General features: G+C 66.1%; 26 protein-coding genes. 13 read left to right on the top strand and 13 right to left on the bottom strand.

What is annotated here, in order from left to right; translation table 11 throughout:
• Nucleotides 1-2 precede the first annotated feature (2 nt).
• Nucleotides 3-965 (top strand): Bug family tripartite tricarboxylate transporter substrate binding protein, encoded by a 963-nt coding sequence (locus AC1RVW_RS06015; protein WP_285411245.1) that lies wholly within the window; start codon nucleotides 3-5, stop codon nucleotides 963-965.
• 27 nt (nucleotides 966-992) lie between these two features.
• On the opposite strand, the gene AC1RVW_RS06020 is transcribed toward AC1RVW_RS06015, so the two are convergent.
• The 5 genes from AC1RVW_RS06020 to AC1RVW_RS06040 form a co-directional block, all read right to left on the bottom strand.
• Nucleotides 993-2204: a CaiB/BaiF CoA transferase family protein gene (locus tag AC1RVW_RS06020; RefSeq protein ID WP_493198651.1), complete on the bottom strand. Its 1212-nt coding sequence runs from the start codon at nucleotides 2202-2204 to the stop codon at nucleotides 993-995.
• A gap of 38 nt (nucleotides 2205-2242) precedes the next feature.
• Nucleotides 2243-3409, bottom strand: a complete 1167-nt coding sequence (locus AC1RVW_RS06025) for an acyl-CoA dehydrogenase family protein (RefSeq protein ID WP_493198653.1) — start codon at nucleotides 3407-3409, stop codon at nucleotides 2243-2245.
• Nucleotides 3410-3432: 23 nt separating this feature from the next.
• Nucleotides 3433-4191 carry an SDR family NAD(P)-dependent oxidoreductase gene (locus tag AC1RVW_RS06030; RefSeq protein ID WP_493198655.1) on the bottom strand — a complete coding sequence of 253 codons (759 nt, stop codon included), beginning with the start codon at nucleotides 4189-4191 and terminating at the stop codon, nucleotides 3433-3435.
• Nucleotides 4192-5151, bottom strand: a complete 960-nt coding sequence (locus AC1RVW_RS06035) for a Bug family tripartite tricarboxylate transporter substrate binding protein (protein ID WP_409196635.1) — start codon at nucleotides 5149-5151, stop codon at nucleotides 4192-4194. It abuts the gene before it with no gap.
• A 234-nt stretch (nucleotides 5152-5385) separates the two neighbouring features.
• Nucleotides 5386-6330 (bottom strand): class I SAM-dependent methyltransferase, encoded by a 945-nt coding sequence (locus AC1RVW_RS06040; protein WP_493198818.1) that lies wholly within the window; start codon nucleotides 6328-6330, stop codon nucleotides 5386-5388.
• Nucleotides 6331-6559: 229 nt separating this feature from the next.
• Between AC1RVW_RS06040 and AC1RVW_RS06045 the strand changes: the two genes are divergently transcribed.
• The 4 genes from AC1RVW_RS06045 to AC1RVW_RS06060 all read left to right on the top strand — a co-directional run bounded on the left by AC1RVW_RS06045 (nucleotide 6560) and on the right by AC1RVW_RS06060 (nucleotide 9357).
• Nucleotides 6560-7189, top strand: a complete 630-nt coding sequence (locus AC1RVW_RS06045) for a carbonic anhydrase (RefSeq protein ID WP_409196636.1) — start codon at nucleotides 6560-6562, stop codon at nucleotides 7187-7189.
• 148 nt (nucleotides 7190-7337) lie between these two features.
• Nucleotides 7338-7883: a PM0630 family protein gene (locus AC1RVW_RS06050; protein WP_493198658.1), complete on the top strand. Its 546-nt coding sequence runs from the start codon at nucleotides 7338-7340 to the stop codon at nucleotides 7881-7883.
• 107 nt (nucleotides 7884-7990) lie between these two features.
• Entirely contained in the window at nucleotides 7991-8995 is a 1005-nt protein-coding gene (locus tag AC1RVW_RS06055) for a DUF2891 domain-containing protein (RefSeq protein WP_493198660.1), read from the top strand.
• Nucleotides 8996-9066: 71 nt separating this feature from the next.
• Nucleotides 9067-9357, top strand: coding sequence for a DUF1330 domain-containing protein (locus tag AC1RVW_RS06060; protein WP_081267589.1), 291 nt, complete (start codon nucleotides 9067-9069; stop codon nucleotides 9355-9357).
• On the opposite strand, the gene argC is transcribed toward AC1RVW_RS06060, so the two are convergent.
• Complete coding sequence (argC, locus tag AC1RVW_RS06065; protein WP_285411234.1) at nucleotides 9341-10267, bottom strand: N-acetyl-gamma-glutamyl-phosphate reductase; 927 nt, start codon at nucleotides 10265-10267, stop codon at nucleotides 9341-9343. The genes AC1RVW_RS06060 and argC overlap by 17 nt on opposite strands.
• Nucleotides 10268-10349: 82 nt before the next feature.
• Here argC and AC1RVW_RS06070 point away from each other — a divergent pair, with 82 nt between their 5' ends.
• The gene (locus AC1RVW_RS06070) at nucleotides 10350-11240 is read left to right on the top strand and encodes a LysR family transcriptional regulator (RefSeq protein WP_493198662.1); all 891 of its coding nucleotides are present in this window, start codon (nucleotides 10350-10352) and stop codon (nucleotides 11238-11240) included.
• 64 nt (nucleotides 11241-11304) lie between these two features.
• Nucleotides 11305-11880: a dihydrofolate reductase family protein gene (locus AC1RVW_RS06075; RefSeq protein WP_493198664.1), complete on the top strand. Its 576-nt coding sequence runs from the start codon at nucleotides 11305-11307 to the stop codon at nucleotides 11878-11880.
• Nucleotides 11881-11890: 10 nt separating this feature from the next.
• Here AC1RVW_RS06075 and AC1RVW_RS06080 read toward each other — a convergent pair whose 3' ends face one another.
• The 3 genes from AC1RVW_RS06080 to AC1RVW_RS06090 form a co-directional block, all read right to left on the bottom strand.
• A complete protein-coding gene (locus tag AC1RVW_RS06080) occupies nucleotides 11891-12247 on the bottom strand; it encodes a hypothetical protein (protein ID WP_493198666.1) in 357 nt (118 codons plus the stop codon).
• A 271-nt stretch (nucleotides 12248-12518) separates the two neighbouring features.
• Complete coding sequence (locus tag AC1RVW_RS06085; protein ID WP_493198668.1) at nucleotides 12519-13310, bottom strand: SDR family NAD(P)-dependent oxidoreductase; 792 nt, start codon at nucleotides 13308-13310, stop codon at nucleotides 12519-12521.
• Between the two features lie 63 nt (nucleotides 13311-13373).
• The gene (locus tag AC1RVW_RS06090; RefSeq protein ID WP_493198670.1) at nucleotides 13374-14321 is read right to left on the bottom strand and encodes an alpha/beta fold hydrolase; all 948 of its coding nucleotides are present in this window, start codon (nucleotides 14319-14321) and stop codon (nucleotides 13374-13376) included.
• Between the two features lie 120 nt (nucleotides 14322-14441).
• On the opposite strand from AC1RVW_RS06090, the gene AC1RVW_RS06095 reads away from it, so the two are divergent.
• Both AC1RVW_RS06095 and AC1RVW_RS06100 read left to right on the top strand, forming a co-directional pair.
• On the top strand, nucleotides 14442-15368 hold the full coding sequence (locus AC1RVW_RS06095) for a LysR family transcriptional regulator (protein WP_493198672.1): 927 nt from the start codon (nucleotides 14442-14444) through the stop codon (nucleotides 15366-15368).
• A 137-nt stretch (nucleotides 15369-15505) separates the two neighbouring features.
• Complete coding sequence (locus AC1RVW_RS06100; RefSeq protein ID WP_493198820.1) at nucleotides 15506-16522, top strand: LysR family transcriptional regulator; 1017 nt, start codon at nucleotides 15506-15508, stop codon at nucleotides 16520-16522.
• Here the strand turns inward: AC1RVW_RS06100 and AC1RVW_RS06105 are convergent.
• The 4 genes from AC1RVW_RS06105 to pdxR form a co-directional block, all read right to left on the bottom strand.
• Nucleotides 16440-17297, bottom strand: coding sequence for an ABC transporter permease subunit (locus tag AC1RVW_RS06105; protein ID WP_081267794.1), 858 nt, complete (start codon nucleotides 17295-17297; stop codon nucleotides 16440-16442). The genes AC1RVW_RS06100 and AC1RVW_RS06105 overlap by 83 nt on opposite strands.
• Nucleotides 17298-17328: 31 nt before the next feature.
• Nucleotides 17329-18117: a taurine ABC transporter ATP-binding protein gene (locus tag AC1RVW_RS06110; protein WP_081267583.1), complete on the bottom strand. Its 789-nt coding sequence runs from the start codon at nucleotides 18115-18117 to the stop codon at nucleotides 17329-17331.
• A gap of 289 nt (nucleotides 18118-18406) precedes the next feature.
• A complete protein-coding gene (gene tauA / locus AC1RVW_RS06115) occupies nucleotides 18407-19417 on the bottom strand; it encodes a taurine ABC transporter substrate-binding protein (protein WP_081267582.1) in 1011 nt (336 codons plus the stop codon).
• A gap of 168 nt (nucleotides 19418-19585) precedes the next feature.
• Nucleotides 19586-21121, bottom strand: coding sequence for a MocR-like pyridoxine biosynthesis transcription factor PdxR (gene pdxR / locus AC1RVW_RS06120; RefSeq protein ID WP_106938246.1), 1536 nt, complete (start codon nucleotides 21119-21121; stop codon nucleotides 19586-19588).
• A 139-nt stretch (nucleotides 21122-21260) separates the two neighbouring features.
• Here pdxR and AC1RVW_RS06125 point away from each other — a divergent pair, with 139 nt between their 5' ends.
• From AC1RVW_RS06125 to AC1RVW_RS06140, 4 genes are all read left to right on the top strand, one after another.
• Nucleotides 21261-21674 (top strand): nuclear transport factor 2 family protein, encoded by a 414-nt coding sequence (locus AC1RVW_RS06125; RefSeq protein ID WP_081267580.1) that lies wholly within the window; start codon nucleotides 21261-21263, stop codon nucleotides 21672-21674.
• Between the two features lie 31 nt (nucleotides 21675-21705).
• Nucleotides 21706-23190: an NAD(P)/FAD-dependent oxidoreductase gene (locus AC1RVW_RS06130; protein WP_081267579.1), complete on the top strand. Its 1485-nt coding sequence runs from the start codon at nucleotides 21706-21708 to the stop codon at nucleotides 23188-23190.
• A 204-nt stretch (nucleotides 23191-23394) separates the two neighbouring features.
• Nucleotides 23395-25008, top strand: coding sequence for an ABC transporter substrate-binding protein (locus AC1RVW_RS06135; protein ID WP_493198676.1), 1614 nt, complete (start codon nucleotides 23395-23397; stop codon nucleotides 25006-25008).
• Nucleotides 25009-25029: 21 nt separating this feature from the next.
• Nucleotides 25030-26007, top strand: coding sequence for an ABC transporter permease (locus AC1RVW_RS06140; RefSeq protein ID WP_409196881.1), 978 nt, complete (start codon nucleotides 25030-25032; stop codon nucleotides 26005-26007).
• Nucleotides 26008-26014 lie beyond the last annotated feature (7 nt).

Here is a 26014-nt window from a genome sequence, read left to right on the forward strand (position 1 = left end):
AAATGAGCTATCGCAAACTCGTCATGGGGCTGGCACTGTGTGCGTGCGCCATCGCCCCCACCCTCGCCCTCGCACAGCAGGTGACCCGCATCGTCGTGCCCTTCGCGGCCGGCGGCGGCACCGACCAGTACTGCCGCATTTTGGCCCAGGAGCTCAACAAGCAGGGGCTCAACGTCATCATCGAGAACAAGCCCGGCGCCAGCGGCATCCTCGCGGCCGACTACGTCGCCCGCGCGAAGCCGGACGGACAGACGGTGCTCGTGTCCTCGCTCGGCACGCTCGCGAACAACAGCGTTCTCTACGACAAGCTGCCCTACGACCCCGCGAAGGATTTCTCGCCGGTCACGCAGATCGCCTACCAACCCGCCATCGTCGTGGGCCGCACCGACCTGCCGTACAAGAACATCAAGGAAATGGTGGCCTACGCCAAGCAGAACCCGGGCAAGATCAACCGGGGTTCGCCTGGGGCGGCGATCCTGACGAACCTGGCTCCCCTCGCCTTCGAAAAGGAACAGGGCTTCAGCACGCTGCACATTCCTTTCAACGGCGACGCCCCTGCGCTCCAGGCCCTGCTGGGCAACCAGATCGACATCCACGGCACCTCCATCACCGGATCGCTGCCTTATGTGAAGTCGGGCAAGTTGCGCGTGCTGGGCGTGATGGACTCGCAGCGCCTGCCGCAGGTGCCCGATGCGCCCACCTTCAAGGAGCAGGGCTTCGACATGGAAGCCAGGCTCTGGTATTCCCTTTCGGTGCCTGCCGGCACGCCCAAGCCGGCGATCGACCGCCTGAACAAGGCCGTGAACAAGGTGATCGCCGACCCCGAGTTCGTGGCCCGGGCCCATGCGATCGGCATGGAGCCCCAGGGCGGCACGCCCGAAGAACTGGGCAAGTTCATCAAGGCCGAGGCGGACCGCTGGGTTCCGCTGCTGCAAAGCCTCAACCTGCCCAAGCAGGCGCAGTAAGCGGCAGGGCCCTCGGGCCCTGCCCGCCTACTTGATGATGCTCCTGTTGCCCAGGGCTTCGAGCTGCGCCTCGCCCATGTCGAGCAGCTCGCGCAGCACTTCGGCCGTGTGCTCCCCCAGGTGCGGCGGAGGACGGCGCACACCGGCGCGCGCGCCGTCGATGATGTAGGGCGGCGCATGGACGGCCTGCGCTCCCGCCTGCGTGTCTTCGAAGCTGTGCCAGACCTGCGTCTGCGCCGTGCGCTCCGACTGCAGCGCCTCGTAGAGGCCGAGCACCTCGCCGCAGGGAATGCCGGCCTTGTTCATGCGGCCGATGAGATCGGCGCGCGAGAACTGTCCGATCTCGCCGAGCAGTATGGGCAGCAGTTCGTGCCGGTGCCTGGAGCGTTCGGTGTTGGTGGCGAACTTCGGATCGACAGGCAGTTCCGGGCAGAAGATCACCTCCTCGCAGAACCTTTTGAACTGGCCGTTGTTTCCGACCGCTATCACCAGCGGTCCGTCCGCGGCCTCGAACACGCCGTACGGCACGATCGACGGATGCGAGTTGCCGAACTTCGCCGGATCCCCCCGGTTGAGCCAGGCGGTCAGCCCGTAGTAGGACGTGATCATCATCCCGCTGTCGTACAGCGACATCTGGATGTGGCGGCCTTGGCCGGTGCGCGTGCGCTCGTACAGCACGGCCAGGATGGCCTGGGCCGAGTACATGCCGGTGAACATGTCGACCGCGGCAATGCCGAACTTCAGCGGCCCCTGCCCTTCTTCGCCATTCATGGCCATCAAGCCGGTCTCGCCCTGGATCACGAGGTCGTAGCCCGGCCGCGCCTTCTCGTCGCTCAGCACCGAATAGCCCGAGATCGAGCAGTAGATGATCTCCGGGTTGATGCTGCGCAGGTCTTCATAGCCCAGCCCCATCTTCTGCGCGCCGCCGTACTTGAAGTTCTGGATGACCACGTCGCACTGCGCCGCGAGCTTGCGCACGAGTTCCTGCCCGTCCTTGTCCTGCAGGTCGACGCAGATCGAGCGCTTGTTGCGATTGCAGCTGTTGAAGTAGGACGTGTTGTGGCTGCCGATGCGCACGCCCCAGTCCCGCGTGTCGTCGCCGCGCTCCGGGTGCTCGACCTTGATGACGTCGGCGCCCAGGTCGGCCAGCGCCATGCCGCACAGCGGGCCCGCCATGACCCTGGAGAGGTCCAGCACACGCACGCCGGCAAGCGGCTGCATGGAAGAAGAGTGGTTCATTCGATATTCCCGGATCTTGCTTTTTTGATACCGCTCGCTCAGTCGCCCAGGCGGTAGCCGGCCGCCGCGATGGTGCGCCTGGCAATGTTCAGTTGATGGATCTGGCTCGTGCCTTCGTAGAGGCGGAACAGCCGGACGTCGCGATAGAAGCGCTCGACCGGATGGCCCTGGATGAAGCCCGTGCCGCCCAGCATCTGCACGCAGCGGTCCGCCACGCGTCCGCACATCTCCGAGGCGAAGTACTTGCAGATCGACGCCTGCATGGTCACGTCCTCGCCGGCGTCGCGCTGGCGCGCGGTCTGCAGGATCAGCGCGCGCGCCGCCTGGATTTCGGTCTGGCAGTCGGCGATCAGGGCCTGCACCAGCTGGAAGCCGGCCACCGGCTGGCCGAACTGGCGGCGCTCGCAGGTCCAGGCGACGGCTTCATCCAGCATGCGGATGGCCGGGCCCGTGCACAGCGCCGCCAGGTGGATGCGCTGCTTGTTGAGCACCTTCATCGCCGTCTTGAAACCCATGCCCTCCACGCCACCGATGAGGCTGTCGGCAGGCACGCGGCAGTCGCTCAGAAGCACCTCGGACACGGGCGATCCGGCCTGCCCCATCTTGCGGTAGGCCTCTCCCGTCGAAAGGCCGGGCGTGCCGCGCTCGACCAGGAAGGCCGAGATGCCACGGGCGGAGCGGTCCTGCGGATCGGTGCGCGCCAGCACGGTGAACAGCCCCGCGATCGGCGCATTGGTGATGAAGCACTTGGTTCCGTTGAGCACGTAGTGCTCGCCGTCGCGTGCGGCGCTCGTCTTCAGCGCGGTCGCATCCGAGCCGGCATCGGGCTCCGTCAATGCGAACGCGCCGGTCAAGGCGCCGCTGGCCAGCAGCGGCAGGTAGCGGGCCTTCTGCTGCGGCGTGCCGTCGGCCACCAGTGCCTCGGAGCCGATGCCGGTGTTCGTGCCCACCCGCGCCCGGAACGCGACCGAGGCCTGGGACAGCTCCATCGCGGCAAGCACCAGTTCTTCGGTCGTCATTCCGGCGCCGCTCCATTCCTGCGGAATGGACCAGCCGAAGAAGCCGCGCGCCGCCATGTCGTCGACGAGGTCGGCCGGAACCTCGTCCCGCCGCTCGACCTCCGCCTCGCGTGGAATCAGCTGCTCCCGCACATAGCGCCGCAAGGCGGCCAGGGTTTCGTCGAATGCAGAGGGATCCCGGATCATGTGTTCTTCCCGCAATGAAGGCATCAGTTGGCTGTGTAGCCGCCATCCACCGGCAGGATGGTGCCGGTGACGTAGCGCGCCTGCTCCGAAGCCAGGAACACCACGGGACCCGCGATGTCCTGCGGATCCGCCGCGCGGCGCAGATACGTACGGCGCACCATCCGCTCGCAGCGTTCGGCGTCATCCGCGATGTGGGCGGTCATGGGCGTCATCACCAGTCCGGGTGCGACGGCGTTGACGCGCACGCCGTACGGCCCGAAGTCTCGCGCCAGGAACTTGGTCAACTGGGCGACGGCCCCCTTGGAGGCGCCGTAGGCGATGTGCGCCGAGGTCGCCACCAGCGAAGTGATGGATGCCACGTTGACGATGGCGCCACGGGTCCGGTGCAGGCCCCGTGTGCAGGCCACGGACAGGTTGAGCACGCCCTTGACGTTCACCGCCATCACGTGGTCGATGTCCTGCGAGAGTGCCTGTGCCTCGAACACGGCGCTGCGGCCGCTCACCCCCGCGTTGTTCACGAGCACGCCCACGGGCCCCCAGGCTTCCTGCAGATCGGCGACCACGGCTTCGCATTGCGCGGCATCGCGCACGTCCAGCGCATAGGGCCGGACGCGGTCCGCCGCGTGGCCTGTGCGACGGGCCGCTTCCCGGGTGCTGTCGGCGTCGAGGTCTGTCAGTGCCACGCGGCAGCCCGCCTCGAGCAGGCGGGTGGCAATCGCGAAGCCGATGCCCTGGCTCGCACCGCTGACCAGGGCCACGGTGTCGTCGAACAAGGGGCTCATTCAGTGCCCCTGCTTGGGCAGGTCCAGGCGCTGCAGCAGCGGGATCCAGCGCTGCGTCTCGGCCTTCACGTAGTCGGCCAGCGCCTGCGGCGTGCCGCCTCGCGGCTCCATCCCTATGGCCTGCGCGCGCGCGATGAAGGCGGGATCGACCAGCACCTGGTTGACCGCGCGGTTGAGCTTGTCGACGATGTCCTTGGGCGTGGCGGCGGGTGCGGAAAGCGCGTACCACAGCAGCGCCTCGATGTCGTAGCCCTGCTCCTTGAAGGTGGGCGCATCGGGCACCTGGGGCAGACGCTTGACGTCCATCACGCCCAGCACGCGCATCTTGCCCGCCTTGACATGCTGCAGCGGGCCGGTGATGGAGGTTCCCTGGATGTCGATCTGGCTGCCGAGCATGGCCTGCAGGCCGGGCGAATCACCATTGAAGGGAATGTGCATCGTGCGGATGCCCGCCATGCTCTCGAAGGCCAGGGGCGCCAGGTTGGTCAGGATGGATGCGCCCGGCGAGCCGCGGTTGATCTTGTCCGGATGCGCCTTGGCATAGGCCACCATTTCCTTGATGTTCTTGTAGGGCAGGTCCGAGCGCCCCACGATGATGGTCGGCTGGTAGGCGATCTGCGTGACCGGCGTGAAGCTGGTCACCGGGTCGTAGGGCAGCTTGTCGTACATCACGGTGTGGCTGGCCAGGATGCTCAGCGAACTCATCAGCAACGTGGTGCCGTCGGGCTTGGAACGCGCCACGTTGCCCGCCGCCACGATGCCGCTGGCGCCCGGCTTGTTCTCCACGATCGTCTGGGTGCCGCGGCTGGTGAGTTCGGAGGCCAGCAGCCGCGCGTACTGATCGGTTCCGCCGCCGGCCGCGAAGGGAACGACGATGCGCAAGGGTTGTTGGGCCTGCGCCCCACCGACGGCGAGGACGAGACCGAGCAGAAAGCCGCCAAGGCGCTTCCGGACTGGCATGGGATGTCTCCTGAATGGGATGCGGAATGCTTTTTCCCAGTTTAGGAGCGCACGCTTCGCGGCATGCATCAAGGCATGAAAAGGTGCTTTGTAATTTCCAGTGCATCACCGCCGAGCAGCGACGCCGGTTCGCACCAGCGCGATCATGTCCGGCACGGGCATGTTCATCGCCATCAGGTGGCACTAAGAGCGAGGGAAGAAAGGGAAGGAAAAGCAGGCCGGTCGCTTCAGACCTCAGGTCCGGACATCCGGCGGCGCCCGGTACACCAGCACCTTCAGTGACCGCTCGTCGGACACGTCGGGAAAGGTGCTCGGATTCGCCAGTCTCTCCACGAAATCAAGTTCCGGCGCCAGTTCGCCCATTTGCTCCTGCAGGAATTTGGGTCCCAGTTCTGGCGCATTGAGGCATAGCAGGACATGGCCATCGGGCGCGAGCAGGTCAGGCAAGCGCTTGATCAGCCGGGCGTAGTCCTTGGTCGCGATGAAACTTCCCTTTTGATAGCTCGGTGGGTCGACGATGACCAGCCCGTAAGGGCCTGCGCGCGTGATTTTTCCCCACGAACTGAAAAGGTCATGGGGGAGGAAGCTCGCGCCTTCGAGCACGCCGTTGGCGCGGTGGTTCTGCTGCCCCACGGCCAGTGCGCCCTTGCTCATGTCCAGGTTGGTGACGTGGCGGGCTCCTGCCTGCAATGCGACCACCGAGAACGCGCAGGTGTAGGCAAACAGGTTGAGCACCTTGACGCGCGACCGGGCGTCGGGGCGCGCCTTCACAAACGCACGAACCCAGCGCCGCCCTTCGGCCATGTCGAGAAACAGCCCGTGGTTCTGGCCCCGGGCCACGTTGACGCGATAGCGAACACCCTCCTCGGTGACCCAATGCGGGTCGGGCAGCGAACCGCTCATGAGTTGCGTGCTGCTCTGTCCTTCATGCCGGCACTGAAACACCCATTGCAGCGTTTCACCCGGTGCCAACTGCGACCAGCGGCGCTCCAGCGCGGCGCCGATTGCAGCCAGTTCGTCGTCGGTCGCAGGCTTGAAGCTGGTCAACAGCCAAACCGGCGGGAAGAAGTCCAGCGACAAGTGAGCGCACTCGGGATGAAGCCCGCCGCGGCCGTGGAAGATGCGCTGCGCATCCACCGGTGCGGACATTGAAGCGATTGCGTCGAACAGGGGCTGCATAGGCATCGGCATAGTCTCCCATTCTGACCGGATGGCGCGGTGGTCCCGAGGCCAAGACTTGGAAGAGGCCGGAAGCACGAGAAGCATGCTGGCCACGGGCACACCTGCTCCGGCGACGAAGTCCAACCAGTCGATTTCATCGCGAAGGAGCCTGCCCGGTCTCCCTGAAACAGCGCCTTGCCGGGCCGCACCCGCTCCTTGGTAAAATTCACCATCAGTTGGAGGCTCGATGCGTGACGTTGTAGACGGATTCCTGCGGTTCCAGCGAGAGGTGTTTCCTGCTCGCCGAGAACTATTCCAGAAGCTCGCAAACAAGCAGGAGCCGACGACGCTGTTCATTTCCTGCTCGGACAGCCGCATGGTCCCTGAGCTGGTGACACAGCGCGAGCCCGGCGACTTGTTCGTCATCCGCAACGCCGGCAACATCGTTCCCTCCTTCGGTCCGGAACCTGGGGGCGTGTCGGCAACGGTCGAATACGCGGTCGCCGCCTTGAAGGTCACGGACATCGTCATATGCGGCCACTCCGACTGCGGTGCGATGACTGCCGTTGCCACCTGCGCGTGCCTGGATCACATGCCGGCGGTGAAGAACTGGCTTCGGTATGCGGACGCGGCCCGCATGATCAACGAGTCGAAGCACCACGACACCGAGCGAGCGCGCATCGACAGCATGGTGCGTGAGAACGTCATCGCACAGTTGAACAACCTGCGCACCCATCCTTCCGTGGCGCTCGCGCTGGCGCAAGGAAAGCTGACGCTACACGGATGGGTGTACGACATCGAGTCCGGCTCCATCGTGGCCCTGGCACCCTCCGGCAATTCCTTCGTGCCGCTCGAGGACCACCCGGCGGCGGTCTAAGTCGCAAGCGCCTTGCCAACGACGGCTGTTGGCCAGCTTTGGTCGAAGCACCGCCTACGAGACCAGCCCCGAATCGGCCATCAGACGTTCTCGAAAGCGGACGCTTGGGCTTGACCGTTCGACAGCCGCTTGAAGGACCTCATTTGCCATGAACCATTTCCGCCACCTTGTTGTTCTTTCCGCCGCGCTCACGTCGATGCACATCGGCGCTCAAACGATAGGCACAACGTCGCATTTGTCCATGGCCGAATCCAATGCCGCCGTGTTCAAAGCCTGCGCCGCCGCGCCGAAAACGAATGGCGCGTGTCCCCTCGACGCGGTCTTCGGCCTCTTCAAGCTCGCACCCAACAACAACGTGCTGGAATTCAGGGCTTCGAACACCGTTCCTCGAACGGTCAACCAGAACTACGGCTGGATCCTGAAACTCAACCAGAAGTCCGGCAAGGTCCGCGTTCTCGAACGCATGACATTGCCGGAAACCCCGAAGACATGGGGCACCGGTGGCCAGCCTCACGGCATGTCGGCGGATCGCAAGACCATCTCGATGGACGTGACCCTGAACGTCTACGACGGCACCATTTCGAAGTCTTGGGACGTGGCCCAGGGCGATCCTGCCGGCCACTACCTGATCACCGCTTACGTAGAAGACTCCGCGCCGGTGCAGTTCGAGTTCGATGTCGTCGATCCCCAATGACCGGCCGCCGCAGGCCTGTGGACTGAACTGGCAGCTGTTGCTCATCCGGTCCGCATAGCGCGCGGCTTCTTCTTCGTCCGCGACGAGCGATATGCCAACATCCGCGGATGCAACCGACCCTCACCGAAGATCTGGCCGCGCGCTTTGCCGACATCGCACTGGGCCATGTCACGCGCGAATACCCCAACAAGCCCGACCACGTGCTGGCCGGCCCGCAGGACGCACGCACGCCGAGCGAGTTGCATCCGGTGTTCTACGGCAGCTACGACTGGCACTCCTGCGTGCACAGCCACTGGATGCTGGCGTACCTGCTGCGCCGCTTCCCCGGCATCGCGCCGGCCGCGAGGATCGAACAGCTCTTCGACGAACACTACGTGCCGGCGAAGATCGCCGTCGAATGCGCCTACCTCGCGCAGCCCACCGCCCGCGGCTTCAAGCGGCCGTACGGTTGGGGCTGGCTGCTCAAGCTGGCGTCGGAGCTCGCGCAGCACAGTGACGCACGCTGGTCGAACGCGATGGCACCGCTTGCCGAAACCTTCGCGCAGCGCTACCGCGACTTCCTTCCGCTGGCCACCTACCCCGTGCGCGTCGGCACCCATTTCAATACGGCTTTCGGCCTCCGGATGGCAGCCGACTATGCACAGGCGACATCGGACACCGCGCTGGCCGAGTTGCTGCTTTCCACGGCCAGCCGCTGGTACGGCGACGACACCGACTGCCCGGCCTGGGGCGAACCCAGCGGCGACGACTTCCAGTCTTCCGCGCTGATCGAAGCCGAATGCATGCGGCGCCTGCTGCCGCCAGACGAGTTCGTGTCGTGGCTCGATCGTTTCCTGCCGCGCATCGCATCGCGCGAACCGGCCACGCTGTTTCACCCGGCGTCGGTATCGGACCGCACCGACGGCAAGATCGCACACCTCGACGGCCTGAACCTCAGCCGCGCCTGGTGCTGGCGCAGCATCGCCTCTTCGCTGCCCGAGGGCGATGCGCGCCGCATTGCCGCGCTGCAGGCCGCCGACGAACATCTCGCACTGGGCCTGCCCCATGTGGCCGGCGACTACATGGGCGAACACTGGCTGGCCAGCTTTGCCGTGCTGGCGCTGGAGGCCTGAGCACCGGGTGCGCCTGCATCGCCCGCGCCGCCACGCTATATTTCCGGCTGATCAACCAAAGAGCAATCACCATGGCAAAAGCCTATTGGGTCAGTGCATACCGTGCCGTCAAGGACGCCGACAAGCTCGCGGCCTACGCGAAGCTGGCAGGTCCTGCGATCTCCGCCGGCGGCGGGCGATTCCTGGCGCGCGGCCTTCCCGCAAAGGTCTACGAACACGGCTTGTCCGAGCGCACCGTGCTGATCGAGTTCGACAGCCTGGAACAGGCGACGGCCACGCACGACAGCCCCGAATACAAGGCCGCGCTTGACGCGCTGGGAGACGGCGTCGAGCGCGATCTGCGGATCATCGAAGGGGTCTGACCCCGGCCATCAGGCGCAGGTTCTGCAAGGCCGCGCCTGCCGCGCCCTTGCCCAGGTTGTCGAGAACCGCGCTCAAGACAATCTGTCCCGTGCGTTCATTGCAGGCAACCGCCAGGCTCATGTCGTTCGTGCCGTTGTGGACTTGCGGGTCCAGCTCCGTCACTGGCGCGTCCGGAGACATCGGCACCACACGCACCTTCGCCGCGTCGCGGTATCGCTCCATCAGGCATTCGTGGATGCGCGCGCCGGAGGCGTCTGCGGCAAGCATCCGCGTGTGCAGTCCGATGGTGAGCACGATGCCCTGCCGGTAGCTGCCATAGGCCGGCACGAAGATGGGCCGCTGCGCCAAGCCGGCATAGGTCTCGATCTCCGGCACATGCTTGTGCTCCAAGCCAAGCCCGTAGACCTTCAACGAATGCGCACCCGTCCCAGCCTCGTAAGCTTCCGCGCCCGCCCTGCCCTGGCCCGAATAACCTGACACGGCGTGGATGACGAGCGGATAGTCGGCCGGCAGCAGACCCGCATCCGTCAACGGCCGCAGCAGCGCGACTGCGGCGGTGGGATAGCAGCCCGGATTCGTGACCCGCGATGCCGACGCGATGCGTTCGCCTTGCCCCGCATCGAGCTCCGGAAGGCCGTAGACCCAACCCGGGCTGGTGCGGTGCGCCGAGCTGGCGTCGATGACACGCACTGCCGGGTTGTCGATCATCGCCACCGCATCCCGGGCCGCGGCATCGGGCAGGCAGAGGATCGCGATGTCGCACTCGTTGAGCGCAGCCCTGCGCGCCGCTGCATCCTTGCGCAAGTCCGTCGGCAGTGTGCGGATGAGAAATTCCCCACCCCGGAGACGGTTCTGCAGATCGAGGCCAGTGGTGCCTTGATCGCCGTCGATGAAAATATTGAGGTCCATGGAGCGCGATCGTAGATAGGCGTCCAAGATAGCTCCAGCTAAATATATGCAACCCCAAATTAAGAAAAGTTGAATTTGCAACATGCGGGAACTGAGCCTTGACCATCTGCGCACCCTGGTCGCCATTGCCGACCTCGGCTCCCTGGCCAATGCCGCCCGCGCACTGCACCTGGCGGCCCCCACCGTCACCGTGCAGATCGCGGAGCTGGAGTCGCGCCTGGGCGGCCAATTGCTCGTTCGCGGGCGCGGGCCTGCGCAAGCGACCGCGTTGGGGGAGCGGTTCATTGCGCGCGCCCGAAGGCTTCTGGCGGACGCGGACGATGCGGTGGAAGACGTTCGACGCCAGCTCGCCGGCCAGACCGGCCGCGTGCGCGTAGGCGCTTCGACCGGTGCCATCGCGCACCTGCTGCCGCCCGCGCTCGAACGCCTTGCGCGCAACCATCCGGGCATCGAAGTGAACGTGCAGGTGCTGACTTCCAACGACAGCATGGCCCGGCTCGCCGCGGGCAGCCTGGACCTGGCGGTCGTCGCCCTGCCCCAGCCGCCCGTGCGCGGAGTTCATGTCACGCCTCTGCGGCGCGAGGCCGTGGTCGCCTTTCTGCCGGCCGATTGGAAAGCACCCAGGCGGCTGACACCGCAGTGGCTGGCCCAGCGGCCGCTGATCATGAACGACGCCTCCACGCGCCTCTACCGCCTGACCGCGGAATGGTTCTCCGCGGCCGGCGTCCACTGCCGCCCGCGCATCGAGCTCAACTACAACGACGCGATCAGGACACTGGTCGCCGCCGGCTACGGGGCGGCCTTGCTGCCCGAGGAATCACACGAGCCCGCGCGTGATCCGCGCATCGCCGTTCGCCCGCTGAGCCCGGCGCTGTGGCGGCAACTGGGCCTGGCAGTCAGTGACAGGGACACCAGCGGCCCGACGCGTTTCGTGCTGGAGGCGGTGCTGCCAGCGAGGAGTTCGGCCGCCTGACGCACGCACCATGCGGTTGCGCAACACGGGACCGACGGCTACGCTTGCACGCAAGGAGACCCGAATGAGAAAGCTCAAGATCATGGAGCACATGTCGCTGGACGGCGTGATCCAGACATCCGGCGATGACCATTTCCCTTACGGTGACTGGACCGCGCCCTATCGGACGCCCGCGGGTCGGGACGAAGTCTTCGCTGCGCACGGCGGGCGCTTCGATCTGCTGCTCGGCCGGCGCACCTACGACCTGTGGTCGGGCTTCTGGCCGCAGGCACCAGCCAGTCCCATGGCGGACAGTCTCAATGCGGCCACCAAATATGTCGTGACCCATCGCCCGGAAAGCCTGGCATGGGGCCCCTTCGAAGGACTTGGACCGGAGACCGTCGAGGACATTCGCCGCATCAAGTCGCAGGCGGGACCGAACCTGATCCTCTGGGGCAGTTCCACGCTGACGTCGATGCTGTTCGAGCATGGGCTTGCAGATGAAATCACGCTGATCGTCTATCCGGTTCTGCTGGGCACCGGGAAGCGCCTCTTTGCCGAAGGCACCCCGCCGCGTTCTTTCGAACTCATCAACACGAAAGCACTGCAGTCCGGCGTCATCCTCCATACCTGCAAGCTCGCCGGGCCTCTGAGGTCTTGATCGCAAGGCGTCACGACCGGTACCAGATCCTGAGCGTCACGTACACCGCATAGCCGAGGCCGAGCACCATCCAAAGCAGGAAGAACATGTTGGCCCAGTAGTCGGCCGCATTCGCAGCCAGGGTGTAAAGCTGGCTCTGGCACCCTTTTCCAACACACGGGATCTCGCGGCGGATCAATCCGCGCATCATGAAGAAAAACAGGGTGCAGGCAATGCCGGCGGACATCAGCAGGCCCACGGGACCCAATGGTCCCTTGGCGAGTTCGTCGCTTTCGTCTCGAGGCCCCCGGCGAAGAAGCTTCTGCCCATACCGGTACCAGAAGAAGCCCAGCAGGAGCATCAGCGAGTAGTAGATGACTTGTCGCATTTCGTCGGTTGCGCCATGACTGACGCTCTCCCCTCGGGGAACGGATTGGCAACCCTCCCGCGAGCGCACGGGGCCTGTCGCGCAGGCTCGCTGCCAAGCCTGGCTGCGGTCAGATCAGTCGCTCGCTGGAGACCAGCCTCCGATACTACTTGGGCGAACAGGTCAGCTTCGAAAGCTTGCAAACGCTGAATGTTCCCGGAGGCATCTTCAGTGTGTGCCTGTTGCGCACCAGGCTCGGACAGCTTCCGCTCGCCGTCGCAAACGCCTTGGGTCAGAAGGCACTCTTGACCACACCGCCGTCGACGCGAAGTGCCGCGCCCGTGGTTGCCGAAGCGAGCGGGCTTGCCACGTATGCCACCAGCGAGGCCACCTCCTGCGGCGAAGCGAAGCGCTTGATCAGCGATGTCGGGCGGACGTGATCGAAGAACTCTGCTTCGACCTGCTCGAAGCTCTTGTCGCTCGATCGCGCCATGCCTTCCACGAAGTCGCCGACGCCGCGCGATTTCGTCGGGCCCGGAAGCACGCTGTTGACCGTGATGTTCGTGCCGGCGACCGATTCCGCAAGCCCACGCGAAACCGCAAGCTGCGCGGTCTTCGTCATGCCGTAGTGAATCATCTCGGTCGGTATCTGCACTGCGCTCTCGCTCGAGATGAAGATGATCCTTCCCCAGTTCGCTCGCCTCATCTCCGGCAGCACCAGGCGCGCAAGGCGCACGCCGCTCAGCACGTTCACGTCGAAGAAGCGCTGCCAATCTTCATCCGGAATATCTTCGAAAGCCTTGGCCTCGAAGATGCCCAGGTTGTTGACGAGGATGCCGATGCCGGGGTGACGGCGCACCGCCTCCTCGGCAGCGTCTGCCCGGCTGAGGTCGCCGGCATGGCCGAGCACCGTGCCTTGCGTTTCCGAGCGGATGCGCTCCACCGCTTCGTCGACCGCCGCCTGCGATCTGCCGTTCACGATCACGCTTGCGCCCTCCTGGGCCAGCGTGCGCGCAATGGCGTAACCGATTCCGGCGGTGCTGCCGCTCACCAGCGCGAGCTTGCCGTTGAGTTGAAGGTCCATGTTGATTCTCCTTTGTCGATTCGACGTCTGTGCCCGTTGAGTTCCACTGTTCGAGCCCTCGGGCTAGCCGAGGAAGGTGATCAATGCCGGTATGACCTGGTCCGGCGCCTCTTCCATGAGCCAGTGCCCGGACCCTTTGACGATCACGCCCTGCACGTTGGTCGCGACCATCTTGCCCTGTTCGACAAGAAAAGTCCCGCCGGCCTTTTCGCCGGAGAGGACCAGCATCGGCATGGGCAGCGGCGTCTTGCCCATTTCCGCAAACTCGGCGGCGTCCTGCTCGAAGGCCTTGAAGTACTCGAATCCGGCACGCATGCCGCCCGGCTGCGCGTAGGCCTTGGCATAGAACCGGCGATCGGCTTCGGGCACCGAGTGATTCGGGTCGGCCGCAAAGTCGTTCCAGAAATGCTCGAAGTAGATGCGTTCACGCCCGCTCACGAGCGCCAGCGGCGTCTTGCCGTGGAAATGGAAATGCCAGAGGTCGCGCAGGAGCCAGACCTTCTGCCATTCGCCGATGCCGGGCAGGAACGCGTCCATGAGCACCACCTTGTCGGTCTCGGAAGGAAACTGCGCGGCATACGCGTAGGCCACCATCAGGCCGATGTCATGGCCGACGATGCTGGCGCTTCGAATGCCGAGCGACCGGACGAGTTCGTGGATGTCGACCGCCATGTTCTTCTTGCCGTAGCCCGTCTCGGGCTTCGACGAACTGCCGGCGCCCCGGAGGTCGGGCACGACCACGGTGTGCGTTTTCGCCAGCAGCGGCATCAGCGGGTTCCACATGTGCCCGGTCTCGGCGTAGCCGTGCAGCAGCACAACGGCCGGCCCGGTCCCGCCGATGCGGTAGTGGATGCGGGTGCCGTTCACCTCTGCCGTGCCTGCGCGGAAGCCTGGCACCGCGTCGACGACAGGTGCGGCGTGCGCCGTGGCGCCCATGGTCAGCGCGGCACCAGCCGCCATTGCTCCAGCGAGCAGCGCGCGGCGGGTGGGGATGGGATGGGTATCGGTCATGCTGGGATCCTTTCTGTCGGTGTCTGGGGTGAGGAGAATTTATGATTCAGCTTCACTTCCACAAAGGCCTCAAAAGTGGTTTACTCATTCAGCTTTCATGAATGATTGGAACCGACGCCCATGGACCGATTGCGTGCTTACGAGGTGTTCGTCACCGTGGTCGCGCGGGGCAGTTTCACCAAGGCGGCCGACGCGCTGGACACCTCCCCGGCCAACGTGACGCGCTACGTCAACGAGTTGGAAGCCCACTTGCGCACGCGGCTGATCAACCGCACGTCGCGCCGCCTCTCGCTCACCGAAGGGGGTGAAGCATTGTTCGACCGGGCGAAGTCGATTCTTGAAGAAGTGGCGGAGACCGAAGCGCTGGCCACCACCGCGTCGCTCCAGCCGCGTGGGCGCCTGCGCATCAACGCGCCGCTGAGTTTCGGCAGCCTCGTGCTGGCGCCCCTGTGGCCGCAGTTCATGGCGAAGTATCCCGATGTCGAGCTGGACATCGCGCTCATCGACCGCGTGGTCGACATCGTCGAAGAGGGCTACGACCTGGCGATACGCATCTCGCGGACCACGTCGGGAAACCATATCGCGCGGCGCCTCGGCCGCTCGCAGAACCTGGTCTGCGCCTCGCCCGAATACCTCGCGACCCATGGCATGCCCAAGGTCCCGGCGGACCTTTCGCGGCACCTGTGCCTGGGCTACACATACGGCGCGACATCCGACGAATGGCAGTTCGCCGGCCCCGGCGGAACACTGGAATCCGTGCGCGTGCGCTGGGCCCTGCGGGCCAACAACGGCCATACTGCTCGAGCCGCGGCACTCGCAGGCGTCGGCGTCATATGGCAGCCGAGCTTCGTGGTGGGCCACGATGTGCAGGCCGGACGATTGGTCGAGGTCATGCCCGGCTATCGCATGCCACCCATCGACATCCTGGCGATCTACGCAAGCCGCCGACATCTCAGTGCAAAGGTGCGGGTGATGGTCGACTTTCTGGTCAATGCATTTCAAGATTCGCCGCGGGAGGATGGCGAATTGGCGGCGGTTGGCAGCTGATTCAGGAAGCTCCGGACCACAAGACGCACATGGCAGTTGCATCCATGGCGCAGGCAGACAAGCGCCGCCGCGAGCCCCAGCCAGACGATGCCCCCGCGAAAAACCCCGGATCAGGAAGCTGGAACAATCCGGCCACCATGGACGGCCTCGATCTCATCAAAACATTTCGCGAAGTTGCGTTTCGGCGCAGCTTTTCCCGCGCGGCGATTTCTCTGGGCATGTCGAAAGCCACGGTCAGCCGCTACGTCGCGGAACTCGAAACCCGCAGCGGCGTGCGCCTGCTGAACCGCTCCACCCGCTCCCTGAGCCTCACCGACGCCGGCCAGGTGTTGCTCGACCGCAGCACCGAACTGGTGACGATGGCCGAGAACACCCTCAACGACCTGCAGGCGCACGGCTCGCATCCGCGCGGACGGCTGCGCATGAGCGCGCCGCACGGGCTGATCGCGGGGTGGATGTCCGACGTGATCGCCGAGTTCATCAAGCTCTACCCCGATGTGTATGTGAGCCTGGTCTTCACCAACGGCGAGGTCGACCTGATCGGCGAAGGCATCGACATTCACTTGACCGGCGGGCGCATCGACGACATGAACCTCATCGTCCGCCGGCTGGTGCAGTTCGACATGGTGGTGTGCGCCTCGCCCGCCTACTGGGCACAGCGCGGAATTCCCCAGGTGCCGGAAGACATGGGCCGGCACGACGTGCTGAGCTATGCCTCGATGCCGACCACGCACCTGCCCTTCGAGACCGACGGGAAGGCGCACGAGGTGGCGGTGCACAGCCGCATGGAGGCCAACGATGCTGTGGCGCTGATCGAGCTGGCGTTGCGCGGCGTGGGCGTGGCCTACGTGCCGGAGCCGCTGGCGCAGTCGCACCTGGAGCGCGGTGCGCTGGTGCCGGTGCTGCGCGAGCACATGCCGCGCGATCACTGGCTGTACGCGGCGTATTCGCAGCGCCGCCACAACAGCGCGGCGATGCGGGCGATGCTGGATTTCCTCGAACAGTCGATGGTCACCGAAGACAATGACCCGGTGCTGCCGCCCATGCCCGCGCCGTCGCCGGTGTCGCCGCCTACATGCGCCCTTTCCAGGGCACAAGGCGTCGCTCGAGCCACCGCATCAGCAAGTCGAACAGATAGGCCACCACGCCAATGACGATGATGCCCATGATGACGATGTCGGTGCGCAGGAAGTTCGACGCGTTCAGCACCATCTGACCCAGCCCCATGTTGGCGGCCACCATCTCGGCCGCCACCAGCGTCGTCCAGCCGAAGCCGATGGCAATGCGCATGCCCACCAGGATGTCGGGCAGCGCCGAGGGCAAGATGACGTGGCGGATGACCTGCATGTAGCTCGCACCCATCGAATACGCGGCGTTGATCTGTTCCTGCGAGGCGCTGCGCATGCCCGAGCGCGCGGCCAGCGCGAGCGGCGCGAAGCAGCTCAGGAAGATCAGCAGCACCTTCGGCAGTTCGTCGATGCCGAACCAGATGATGATGAGCGGCAGGTAGGCCAGCGGCGGCAACGGCCTGTAGAACTCCAGCGGGGGATCGAAGATGCCGCGCCAGAAGCGGCTCATGCCCATCGCGATGCCCACCGGAATGGCCGTGGCGCAGGCCAGGAAGAAGGCCGAGAACACGCGGAACATGCTCGCCAGGAAGTGCTGCCACAGCGGCTTGTCGTTGGCCTGTCCGGTGAGGTATTCGTAGAACTGCTGGAACACGGCCTGCGGCGTGGGCAGGAAGAGCGGCTTGACCCAGCCCATGTTGGTGACGATGAACCACAGCGCCACCAGCGCCACGACCGTGACCACGCTGATGGTCACGCTCGAGCCCTCGCCCGGCACCTTGAAGGCGCTGGTCTTGAGCTTGGCGCCTGCTGCCGCGGGAGCGGGCGGCGCGGCAAGCTTGGACGGTGGCGGTTGCGTCATGACGGCGCTGGGCGATGCAACGGTGACGACATCATGCATGGGCGGCCTCGCGGTGATGGATGATGGACAGCACTTCCTCGCGCATGCGGATGAACTCGGGCTCCGACTTCACCTTGCGCGAATCGCCGTGCGACAGGTACTGGCGTGAGAACGGCACGTCGTCGTAGACGTGCGAGATGCGCCCCGGGCTCGGACTCATCACGATGAGCCGCGTGGCCAGGAACAGTGCCTCTTCCACCGAGTGGGTGATGAAGAAAACCATCTTGTTCGACTTGGACCAGGCCTGCAGAAGAATCTCCTGTACCTGCTCGCGCGTGAACGCATCGAGCGCACCCATGGGCTCGTCCATGAGCAGCACGGCCGGGTCGCTGGCCAGTGCACGCGCAATGCCCACGCGCTGCTGCATGCCACCCGACAGTTCATACACGGCGCGGTCGGCGTATTTCTGCAGGCCGACGAGGCCGAGTTTTTCTTCGGCGATGCGGTCGCGTTCGGCCTTTCCCACACCGCTCAGGCGAAGGCCGAGCGCCACGTTGTCGCGCACGTTGAGCCAGGGCATCAGCGCATGTTTCTGGAACACCACGCCACGGTCGGCACCGGGGCCGGCCACGGGTTTGCCGTCGAGCAGGATCTCGCCGGTGGAAGGCGGCAGAAAGCCCGCGATGCTGTTGAGCAGCGTGGTCTTGCCGCAGCCCGATGCACCGAGCGCGACGACGAAGTCGCCGTCGTGCATCGTGAGGTTGACGGGGGCCAGCGCCTGCAGCGTGCCGCCCTTGACGGCGTAGTTGACCGTGAGGTCGCGGATGTCTAGCGTGGGCATTCAGTTCTCCAATGCGGGTTGTTGTCTTTCTTTCGGGGTGCGTGCACAGGTCACCGGGTACTCCCCTCCGCGAATGTCCCCCGCCATTCGGGCTCCTCCTTTGTTTCGCTGCGGGGAGCACCCGGTGCCCTGTGCACAAGGCACGCTGTCGGTTCGCGGCCGATCAACCAGTGCTCTGAACGATCACGCCGATGGGGTGCCTTGCGCAGCGAAATAAAGGAGGAGGGGCGAAGCCCCGGGGACATTCGCGGAGCAAGGTACCCCGTCGGCGTGAGCGCGCCCCAAAAAACTACTTCCCCATAGCCTTGTCGACATAAGCAGTGGTAACGAACGCGCTGTAGTCCGGCTTCACCTCCTGCACCCGCCCCTGCTCCTTCAGGAAGGCCGCCGTGTTGGCCATCGCCTTCGCGGCACCACCACCCAGCCAGGTCGGAGAAACCTGCTCCGCCATCGTCGGGAAGGTGTACAGCGCCATCGCAGCCCCCACATCCTTCGGGTCGGCCTTGGTCCACTTGGCCATGGCCTTGGTCTGCGGAGAATCGGGCGTCCAGCTCTTGCCGGTGGCCTTGTACTCCTCGTTCGCGCGGTTCAGCGCCTTCACGAAGGCCACCATGAAAGGCTCGTTGGCCGCGGCCCACTTGGCGTTGACCACGATGCCCTCGAAGGTCGGCGCGCCGCGCTTGCCGATGCTGCCCGACGTGGCGATGGTCTTGCCGTTGGCCTTGATCTTCGACAGCACCGGGTCCCAGATGAAGGTCGCGTCGATGTCGCCGCGCTCCCAGGCCGCCGCGATCTCGGGCGGGCGCATGTTCATCACGTTCACGCTCTTGGCGTCGACGCCGTCCATCTTCATGCCGGCCATGAGCTGGTAGTGCGCCGTCGACACGAAGGGCGTGGCCACCTTCTTGCCGGCCAGGTCCTTGATGCTGTTGATGTTGGTGCCGTTGCGTGCCACCAATGCTTCCGCATTCGCGATGTCGGCGGAGATCCAGAACAGCTTGATGTCCTGGCCCTGGCTGGCCGCCGCCGTGAGCGGGCTGGAGCCGGTTTCGCCCATCTGCACGTCGCCCGAAGCCATCGCGCGGATCACGTCGCCGCCGCCCGCGAACATGCGCCAGTTGATCTTGTAGCCCGTGGCCTTCTCGACCTCGCCGGATTCCATCACCAGCCGCAGCGGCACCAGCATGTCCTGGTGGGCGAAGGTGACTTCCTTGGTTTGCGCGAACACCGCGCCGCTGAGCGTGAACGCGGTCGCGAGGGCCGCTGCGCACTGGAGGGAAAGACGTCGGGACAAGGTCATCTCTGTTTCTCCTGAAGGTGAATCGAAGCGGACTTTGCACCGATCGCCCGCCGCCAGGAAGTACCAGCGCCGCTGTCGGCATAGAGCCAGTGGATCAGGACTTACCCTCGTTCTGGTGCGCCGCGCACGCCACCGGTGCGCGCGAGCCTGCGCCCCATCGACAAGGGCTCAGTGCGTCCGCCCGCCGGCAGGCCTCTTCTCGCCTCGCGCCAGAGCCAGTTCCTCCACGGCCATCCCCAAGGCCCGGATGCCCGCCGGAATCTGCGAGGCCGCAATGGACGAAAGCCTCAGCCGGAAGAACGGACACGGATACGGCGGCCGCGCGAAGAACACATCGCCGGCCTCGATCAGCACGCCGTGGTTGCGCGCCATCAGCGACAGCTCCGTGGCATCCACCCAGGTCGGTGCCTGCACCCAGATCGAGGCTCCACCCGAAGGCAGCCGGAACTCGAAATCGGGCAAATGGTCGCGCAGCGCCTGGGCAGCCAAAGCGAGCCGCTCCTGCATCGCGTGGTTGACCCGCCGCGCATGCGACTCGTGGTGTCCCAGCGAAAGAAACAGCGCATACGCATGCTGCAGGAACGCACTCGGATGCCGCACCATCGCATGGCGTATCACCCGCAGTTCCTTGATGAGCGCCCGCGGCGCCACGATGAACCCCAGCCGCAGCGCGGGCGACAGGCTCTTGGACACAGAGCCCACGTAGATCACCCGGCCTGTCTTGTCGAGGCTCTTGAGCGCGGGCATCGGCGTGCCTTCGTAAAGGTTCTCCGCCTCGTAGTCGTCCTCGATGATCACGAAGTCCTGCAGCTCCGCCTTTCGCAGCAGCCACTGGCGCCGCTCCAGGCTCAGGGTCGCGGTCGTCGGGCTCTGGTGCGAGGGCGTGACGAAAAGGTAGTCGGCCGCGGGCAGCGCATCGACGACCAGCCCGTCCTCGTCGACATCGACCTCCACCCACTTGGGCTGCCGCAACGAAAAGCTGTTGCGCGCATGCGGATGGCCCGGCTCCTCGAGCCCCACGCGCGTCTGCTCGTCGAACAGCGCCTCGGCCAGCAGGTAGTAGGCATGCTGGGCGCCCATGGTCACCAGGATCTCTTCCTTCAGCGCGAACACACCGCGCTTGGGCAGGAGACGCGTGCGGATCTGCTCGATGAGGTCGGGCACGTCGTCGGTCTCGAAGTCCGGCGTCCAGTGCGGCAGCTGCGAACGCGCCAGGCTGCGCGCGCAGCATTCGCGGAAGTCCTCGGTGGGAAACAGCTGCGGGTCGTAGTTGCCGTAGACGAAGGGATACGGGTAGTCGCGCCAGCGGTCGGGCTTCGACAGCGTGGGCTTGTCGACCAGCGAGCGCAGCACGCGCCCCTGCCAGTCCGGCGGCTGGCTGGCCTGCCCGCTGCGGCCCACCAGCGGCTCCGCGTGCGCGGCGGACAGCGGCCGCGCGTTGCGCGCCACGAACACGCCGCTGCGCGGGCGCGCTTCCAGAAAACCTTCGTCGATCAGCTGCAGGTACGCCGACGTGACGGTGTTGCGGCTCAGCCCCAGCAGCGCGGCCAGCTCGCGCGACGACGGCAGCGGCGCGCCGGGGCTCAGGTGCTCTTCAAGAATGGCCTGCACCACGGCGGCCCGCAAGCGGGCCTGCAGGGGCAATGCCGGCTGGTCGGGCAGCGCGAATAGCTGCGCCCACTGGGTGGCTCGCGGGTTGGGCATGGTGCGCCGCAGTTTAGGGCAGCCGCCGCAATTTGCGGCACCCCGGCGGCGTTCTGGCTCGGTCGAATCCCCGGAACTGGCCCTATCGCGGCGCCAGGCGGCTGCCTACGCTTGCCGCATCAATTTCCGGAGTTCCCGCGTGACCGCCCAGCCTTCTTCCTCTTCTTCCCCCGTGACCACCGACACCCTCGCCGCATTCAGCGACGCCTGGAACCGCCACGACATCGACGCGCTGATGGGCTTCATGACGCCCGACTGCATCTTCCAGACCGCCGCCGGCCCCGACGCCTGCGGCACGCGCCACACGGGCACCGAGGCGGTGCGCAAGGCCTTCGCCGCCGCCTGGGCAACCGTGCCCGACGCGCAATGGATCAACGGCCAGCACTTCGTGCACGGCGACTTCGGCACCTCGCAGTGGACCTTCACCGGCACCGCCGCCGACGGCAGCCGCATCGAGACCGACGGCATCGACGTCTTCACATTCAGGGACGGAAAGATCCACCTGAAGAACGTGTTCCGCAAGGCCCGCCCCAACCTGCCCGCCGCGAAGTGAGCCGACCTTCCTCCTCTTACTGGAGCCCTTCATGACCATGACAGGCACGGCGCAGTTCGCCACCGCCAGCGCCACCGTCGACGGCGCATCGCCCGAGCAGCAACAGCAGCCGACGCAGGCACCGTTTCGCCCCTACGACCCGCAGTACGACCCGCTGCACGCGCCCGACCCCGGCGCCGGCCGCGCCTACGCGCCGACCTGGTGGGTGGCCAGCGCCGGCACGCCGCCCGAAGACGACGGACCGCTGGTGCGCGACATCGATGTCGACGTGGCCATCATCGGCTCGGGCGCCACCGGCATGTCGACCGCGCTCTACCTGGCACAGGAGCACGGTATTCGCGCCACCGTGCTCGAAGCCAACCAGGCCGCGTGGGGCTGCTCCAGCCGCAGCGGCGGCCAGGGCCAGAACGCGAGCGGCCGCCTCAAGCGCTCGCAGTGGATCGCGCGCTGGGGCATCGACACCGCCAGGCGGCTGGACGCCGAGATCCGCGGCGGCTTCGAGAACTTCCGCCATCTCACCACGCAGATCGACTGCGACGCCTTCGACGGCGGCCACCTCTACCTGGCGCACCGGCCCGAGAAGCTGCCGATCCTGGACGCCGAGGCGCGCCTGATGCGCGAGCAGTTCGGCTACGCCACCCGCATGATGAGCGCCGAGGAAGTGCGCCGCGACTACTGTGACGAACGCGAGACGGTCGGTGCGATGTATGAGGCCGAGGGCATCGGCATCCACCCCTTGAAGTTCACCTTCGGACTGATGCAGCGGGCTCGCGCGCTGGGCGTGACGGTGCACACCTCGAGCCCGGTGCAGGGCTGGCACACCGTCGACGGCGTGCACCACCTGCGCACGCCCGCGGGCGTGGTGCGCGCGCGCCGCGTGGCGGTGTGCACCGGCGGCTATACCGGGCAGGCGCTGAACCCGATGCTGAAGAACCGGATCATGCCGATCCTGTCGAACTCGGTGGTCACGCGCCCGCTCACCGACGCCGAACTGCAGGCCACCAACTTCAGGTCGCAGACCTTCCTGACCGACACGCGCACGCTGCGCTTCTACTACCGCCTGCTCAAGGGCAACCGGCTGCAGATCGGCAGCCGCAGTTCAGTGAGCGGCGCCGACGCCGAACACCCGGTGCACCTGAAGCTGCTCACCGACGCCATCGCGCGCAAGTTTCCGCCGCTGGCGGGCATCCGCATCGACTACTCGTGGTGGGGCTGGGTCGACATGAGCCACGACATGATGCCGCGCATCACGCAGCCCGACGCCGGCAAGAAGATCTGGTACGCGGTGGGCTACGGCGGCAACGGCGTTTCCTTCTCGACCTGGGCCGGCAAGCGGCTGGCCGAGCGCGTCGCGGGCAAGGACACGGGCAAGGAAGTGTTCGAGCTGCCCATCTACCGCTCGCCGCTGCCCTTCCCCAATGTGCTGGGGCTGGTCGAGTCGCGCGCGTTCGCGCCGTTCCGGCGCATCGGGCAGCGCATGCTCTACAAGTGGTACTGGCTGCGCGACGAGAAGTAGGCGCAGGCGCGCATTCCCCGAAGTGGCGCAGGCCGATGCACCAGCCTGCCGCACAACGGGGCAAACCCGCCCCTTCTGGCCCTGCGAGTCGCGCCGCGTTGGCTCTTCGCCGCCACGCGGCGAGCGCCTATCTTCGACACCAAGGCCTTCGCTTCACCGGGGCCGAATCCGATTGCCTGTGTCGAACTCCCCTGAGGTCCTGTCATGCCGATCCCCGTTCCCGAGCTTCCAGTTTTCTCGCGCCGAGCCACCCTGCTGTCCGCCAGCCTCGCGGCGGCAGGCACCCTGCTGCCGCTGTCCGTCTTCGCGGCCGACGAGCCCAGGCGCGGCGGCACGCTGGTGATCGGCAGCACGCAGACGCCCCGGCACCTGAACGGCGCGGTGCAGTCGGGCATCGCCACCGCCATGCCTTCGACGCAGATCTTTGCCAGCCCTCTGCGCTTCGACGACAAGTGGGCCCCGCAGCCCTACCTGGCCGAGTCATGGAAGCTGGCGGACGACGGCAAGTCGCTCACGCTCAAGCTGCGCAAGGACGCGGTGTTCCACGACGGCAAGCCCGTCACATCAGCCGACGTGGCCTTCTCCATCCTGGCCATCAAGGCCAACCACCCCTTCACCACCATGATGGGCCCGGTCGAGAAGGTGGACACGCCCGACCCGTACACCGCCGTCGTGCGGATGAGCGTGCCGCACCCCGCCATCGTGCTGGCGATGTCGCCCGCGCTGTGCCCGATTCTTCCGAAGCACATCTACAGCGACGGACAAGACCTGAAGAACCACCCGCGCAACACCACCGACGTGATCGGCTCGGGCCCGTTCCGCGTGGCCGAGTTCAAGCCTGCCCAACGCGTGGTGCTGGAACGCTTCGACAAGTTCTTCATTCCGGGGCGTCCCTACCTCGACAAGGTCATCATCAACATCACGCCCGACTCGGCGAGCCTGATGCTCGGCCTGGAGCGCGGCGACATCCAGATGGTGCCCTTCGCCACGCTGCCCACCGACCTGAAGCGCCTGGCCAACGACCCGAAGATGTCGCTCACGCCCAAGGGCTACGACGGCATCGGCGCGCTCAACTGGCTGGCATTCAACACGGCGAAGAAGCCGCTGTCGGACGTGCAGGTGCGCAAGGCCATCGCCACCGCCATCGACAAGAACTTCATCACCAAGGCGCTGATGGGCGGCTTTGCCACCGTGTCCGACGGCCCGCTGGTGGCCAGCAGCCCGTTCGCCGTGCCCGATCTGGTGCGCTACCCGCTCGACCTGAAGAAGGCCGGCGAGATGCTCGACGCCGCGGGCTACAAGGCGGGCGCGGGCGGCGAGCGCTTCAAGCTCACCATCGACTACCTGCCCGGCGTGGACGACCAGCAGAAGAACGTGGCCGAGTACATCCGCGGCCAGCTCAAGAAGGTGGGCATCACGGTGGAGGTGCGCGCCTCGGCCGACTTCCCGGCCTGGGCCAAGCGGCTGGCCTCGCACGACTTCGACATGTCGATGGACACGGTGTTCAACTGGGGCGACCCTATCATCGGCGTGCACCGCACGTACCTCTCGACCAACATCAAGCCCATCGTCTGGACCAACACCCAGTCGTATGCCAACCCGAAGGTCGACGAGTTGCTCAACACCGCCGGCGGCCTGATCGACCCGACGCAGCGCAAGGCCTACTACGCCACCTTCCAGAAGATCGTGACCGACGAATTGCCGATCGAATTCATCAACCAGGTGCCGTATCACACCGTCGCCAGCAGGAAGTTGGGCAACGTGCCGGTCACCATCTGGGGGCCGTTGTCGCCGCTGGACGAGGTGTACTTCAAGTAAGGCGGACGGGTCATGGGCATGCTGCCGTTTCTGCGCCATGCCGCCTCGCGACTTCTCCAGGCCCTGGGCCTGGTGATCGCGGTGGTGGTGCTCAACTTCGTGCTGGTGCACGCCGCGCCGGGCGACCCGGTGGAAACCATTGCCGGCGCCAGCGGCGGCATGTCGCCCGAGCTGATGGCGCAGCTGCGCACGCAGTACGGGCTCGACAAGTCGCTGCCGGTGCAGCTGGCCGTGTACCTGGGCAAGGTGGCGCGCGGTGACCTGGGCTACTCGTACTTCTTCAACCTGCCGGTCACGCAGATGATCGCCGAGCGCGTTCCCGCCACCCTCCTGCTGGTGCTGAGTTCCGTGCTGCTGGCGTTCTTCGCGGGCACGGCGCTCGGCGTGCTTTCGTCACGCAAGCCCAACGGGTGGCTGTCGCAGTTCATCACCGTGCTGTCGCTGGTGGGCTTTGCGGCGCCGGTGTTCTGGCTGGGGATCATGCTGGTGATCCTGCTGGCCTCGGTGTTCCCGATTCTTCCTGTGGCGGGCATGCGGTCCATCGACTCGACGGGCACCGGCGGCTTCGCGGACATGCTCGACGTGGCGCAGCACCTGGTGCTGCCCACGCTCACGCTGAGCCTGGTGTATCTCGCGCAGTACAGCCGGCTCGCGCGCTCGTCGATGCTCGACGTGCTGGGCTCGGACTTCATTCGCACCGCCCGCGCCAAGGGGCTGGCCGACCGCGTGGTGCTCTACAAGCATGCGCTGCGCAATGCGCTGCTGCCGGTGGTCACGGTGCTGGGGCTGCAGTTCGGCAACGTGCTGGCCGGAGCCATCCTGGTGGAGACGGTGTTCAACTGGCCAGGCCTCGGCCGGCTGGCCTTCGAGTCGGTGCTGCGGCGCGACTACCCGACCATCCTGGGCGTGCTGCTGTTCTCTTCCGTCGTGGTGGTGGTGATGAACCAGCTCACCGACCTGTGCTACCGCTTCATCGACCCACGGATCAAGACCTCATGAGCAAGGT

The sequence above is a fragment of the Variovorax sp. MPBD4-3 genome, from assembly GCF_058809745.1.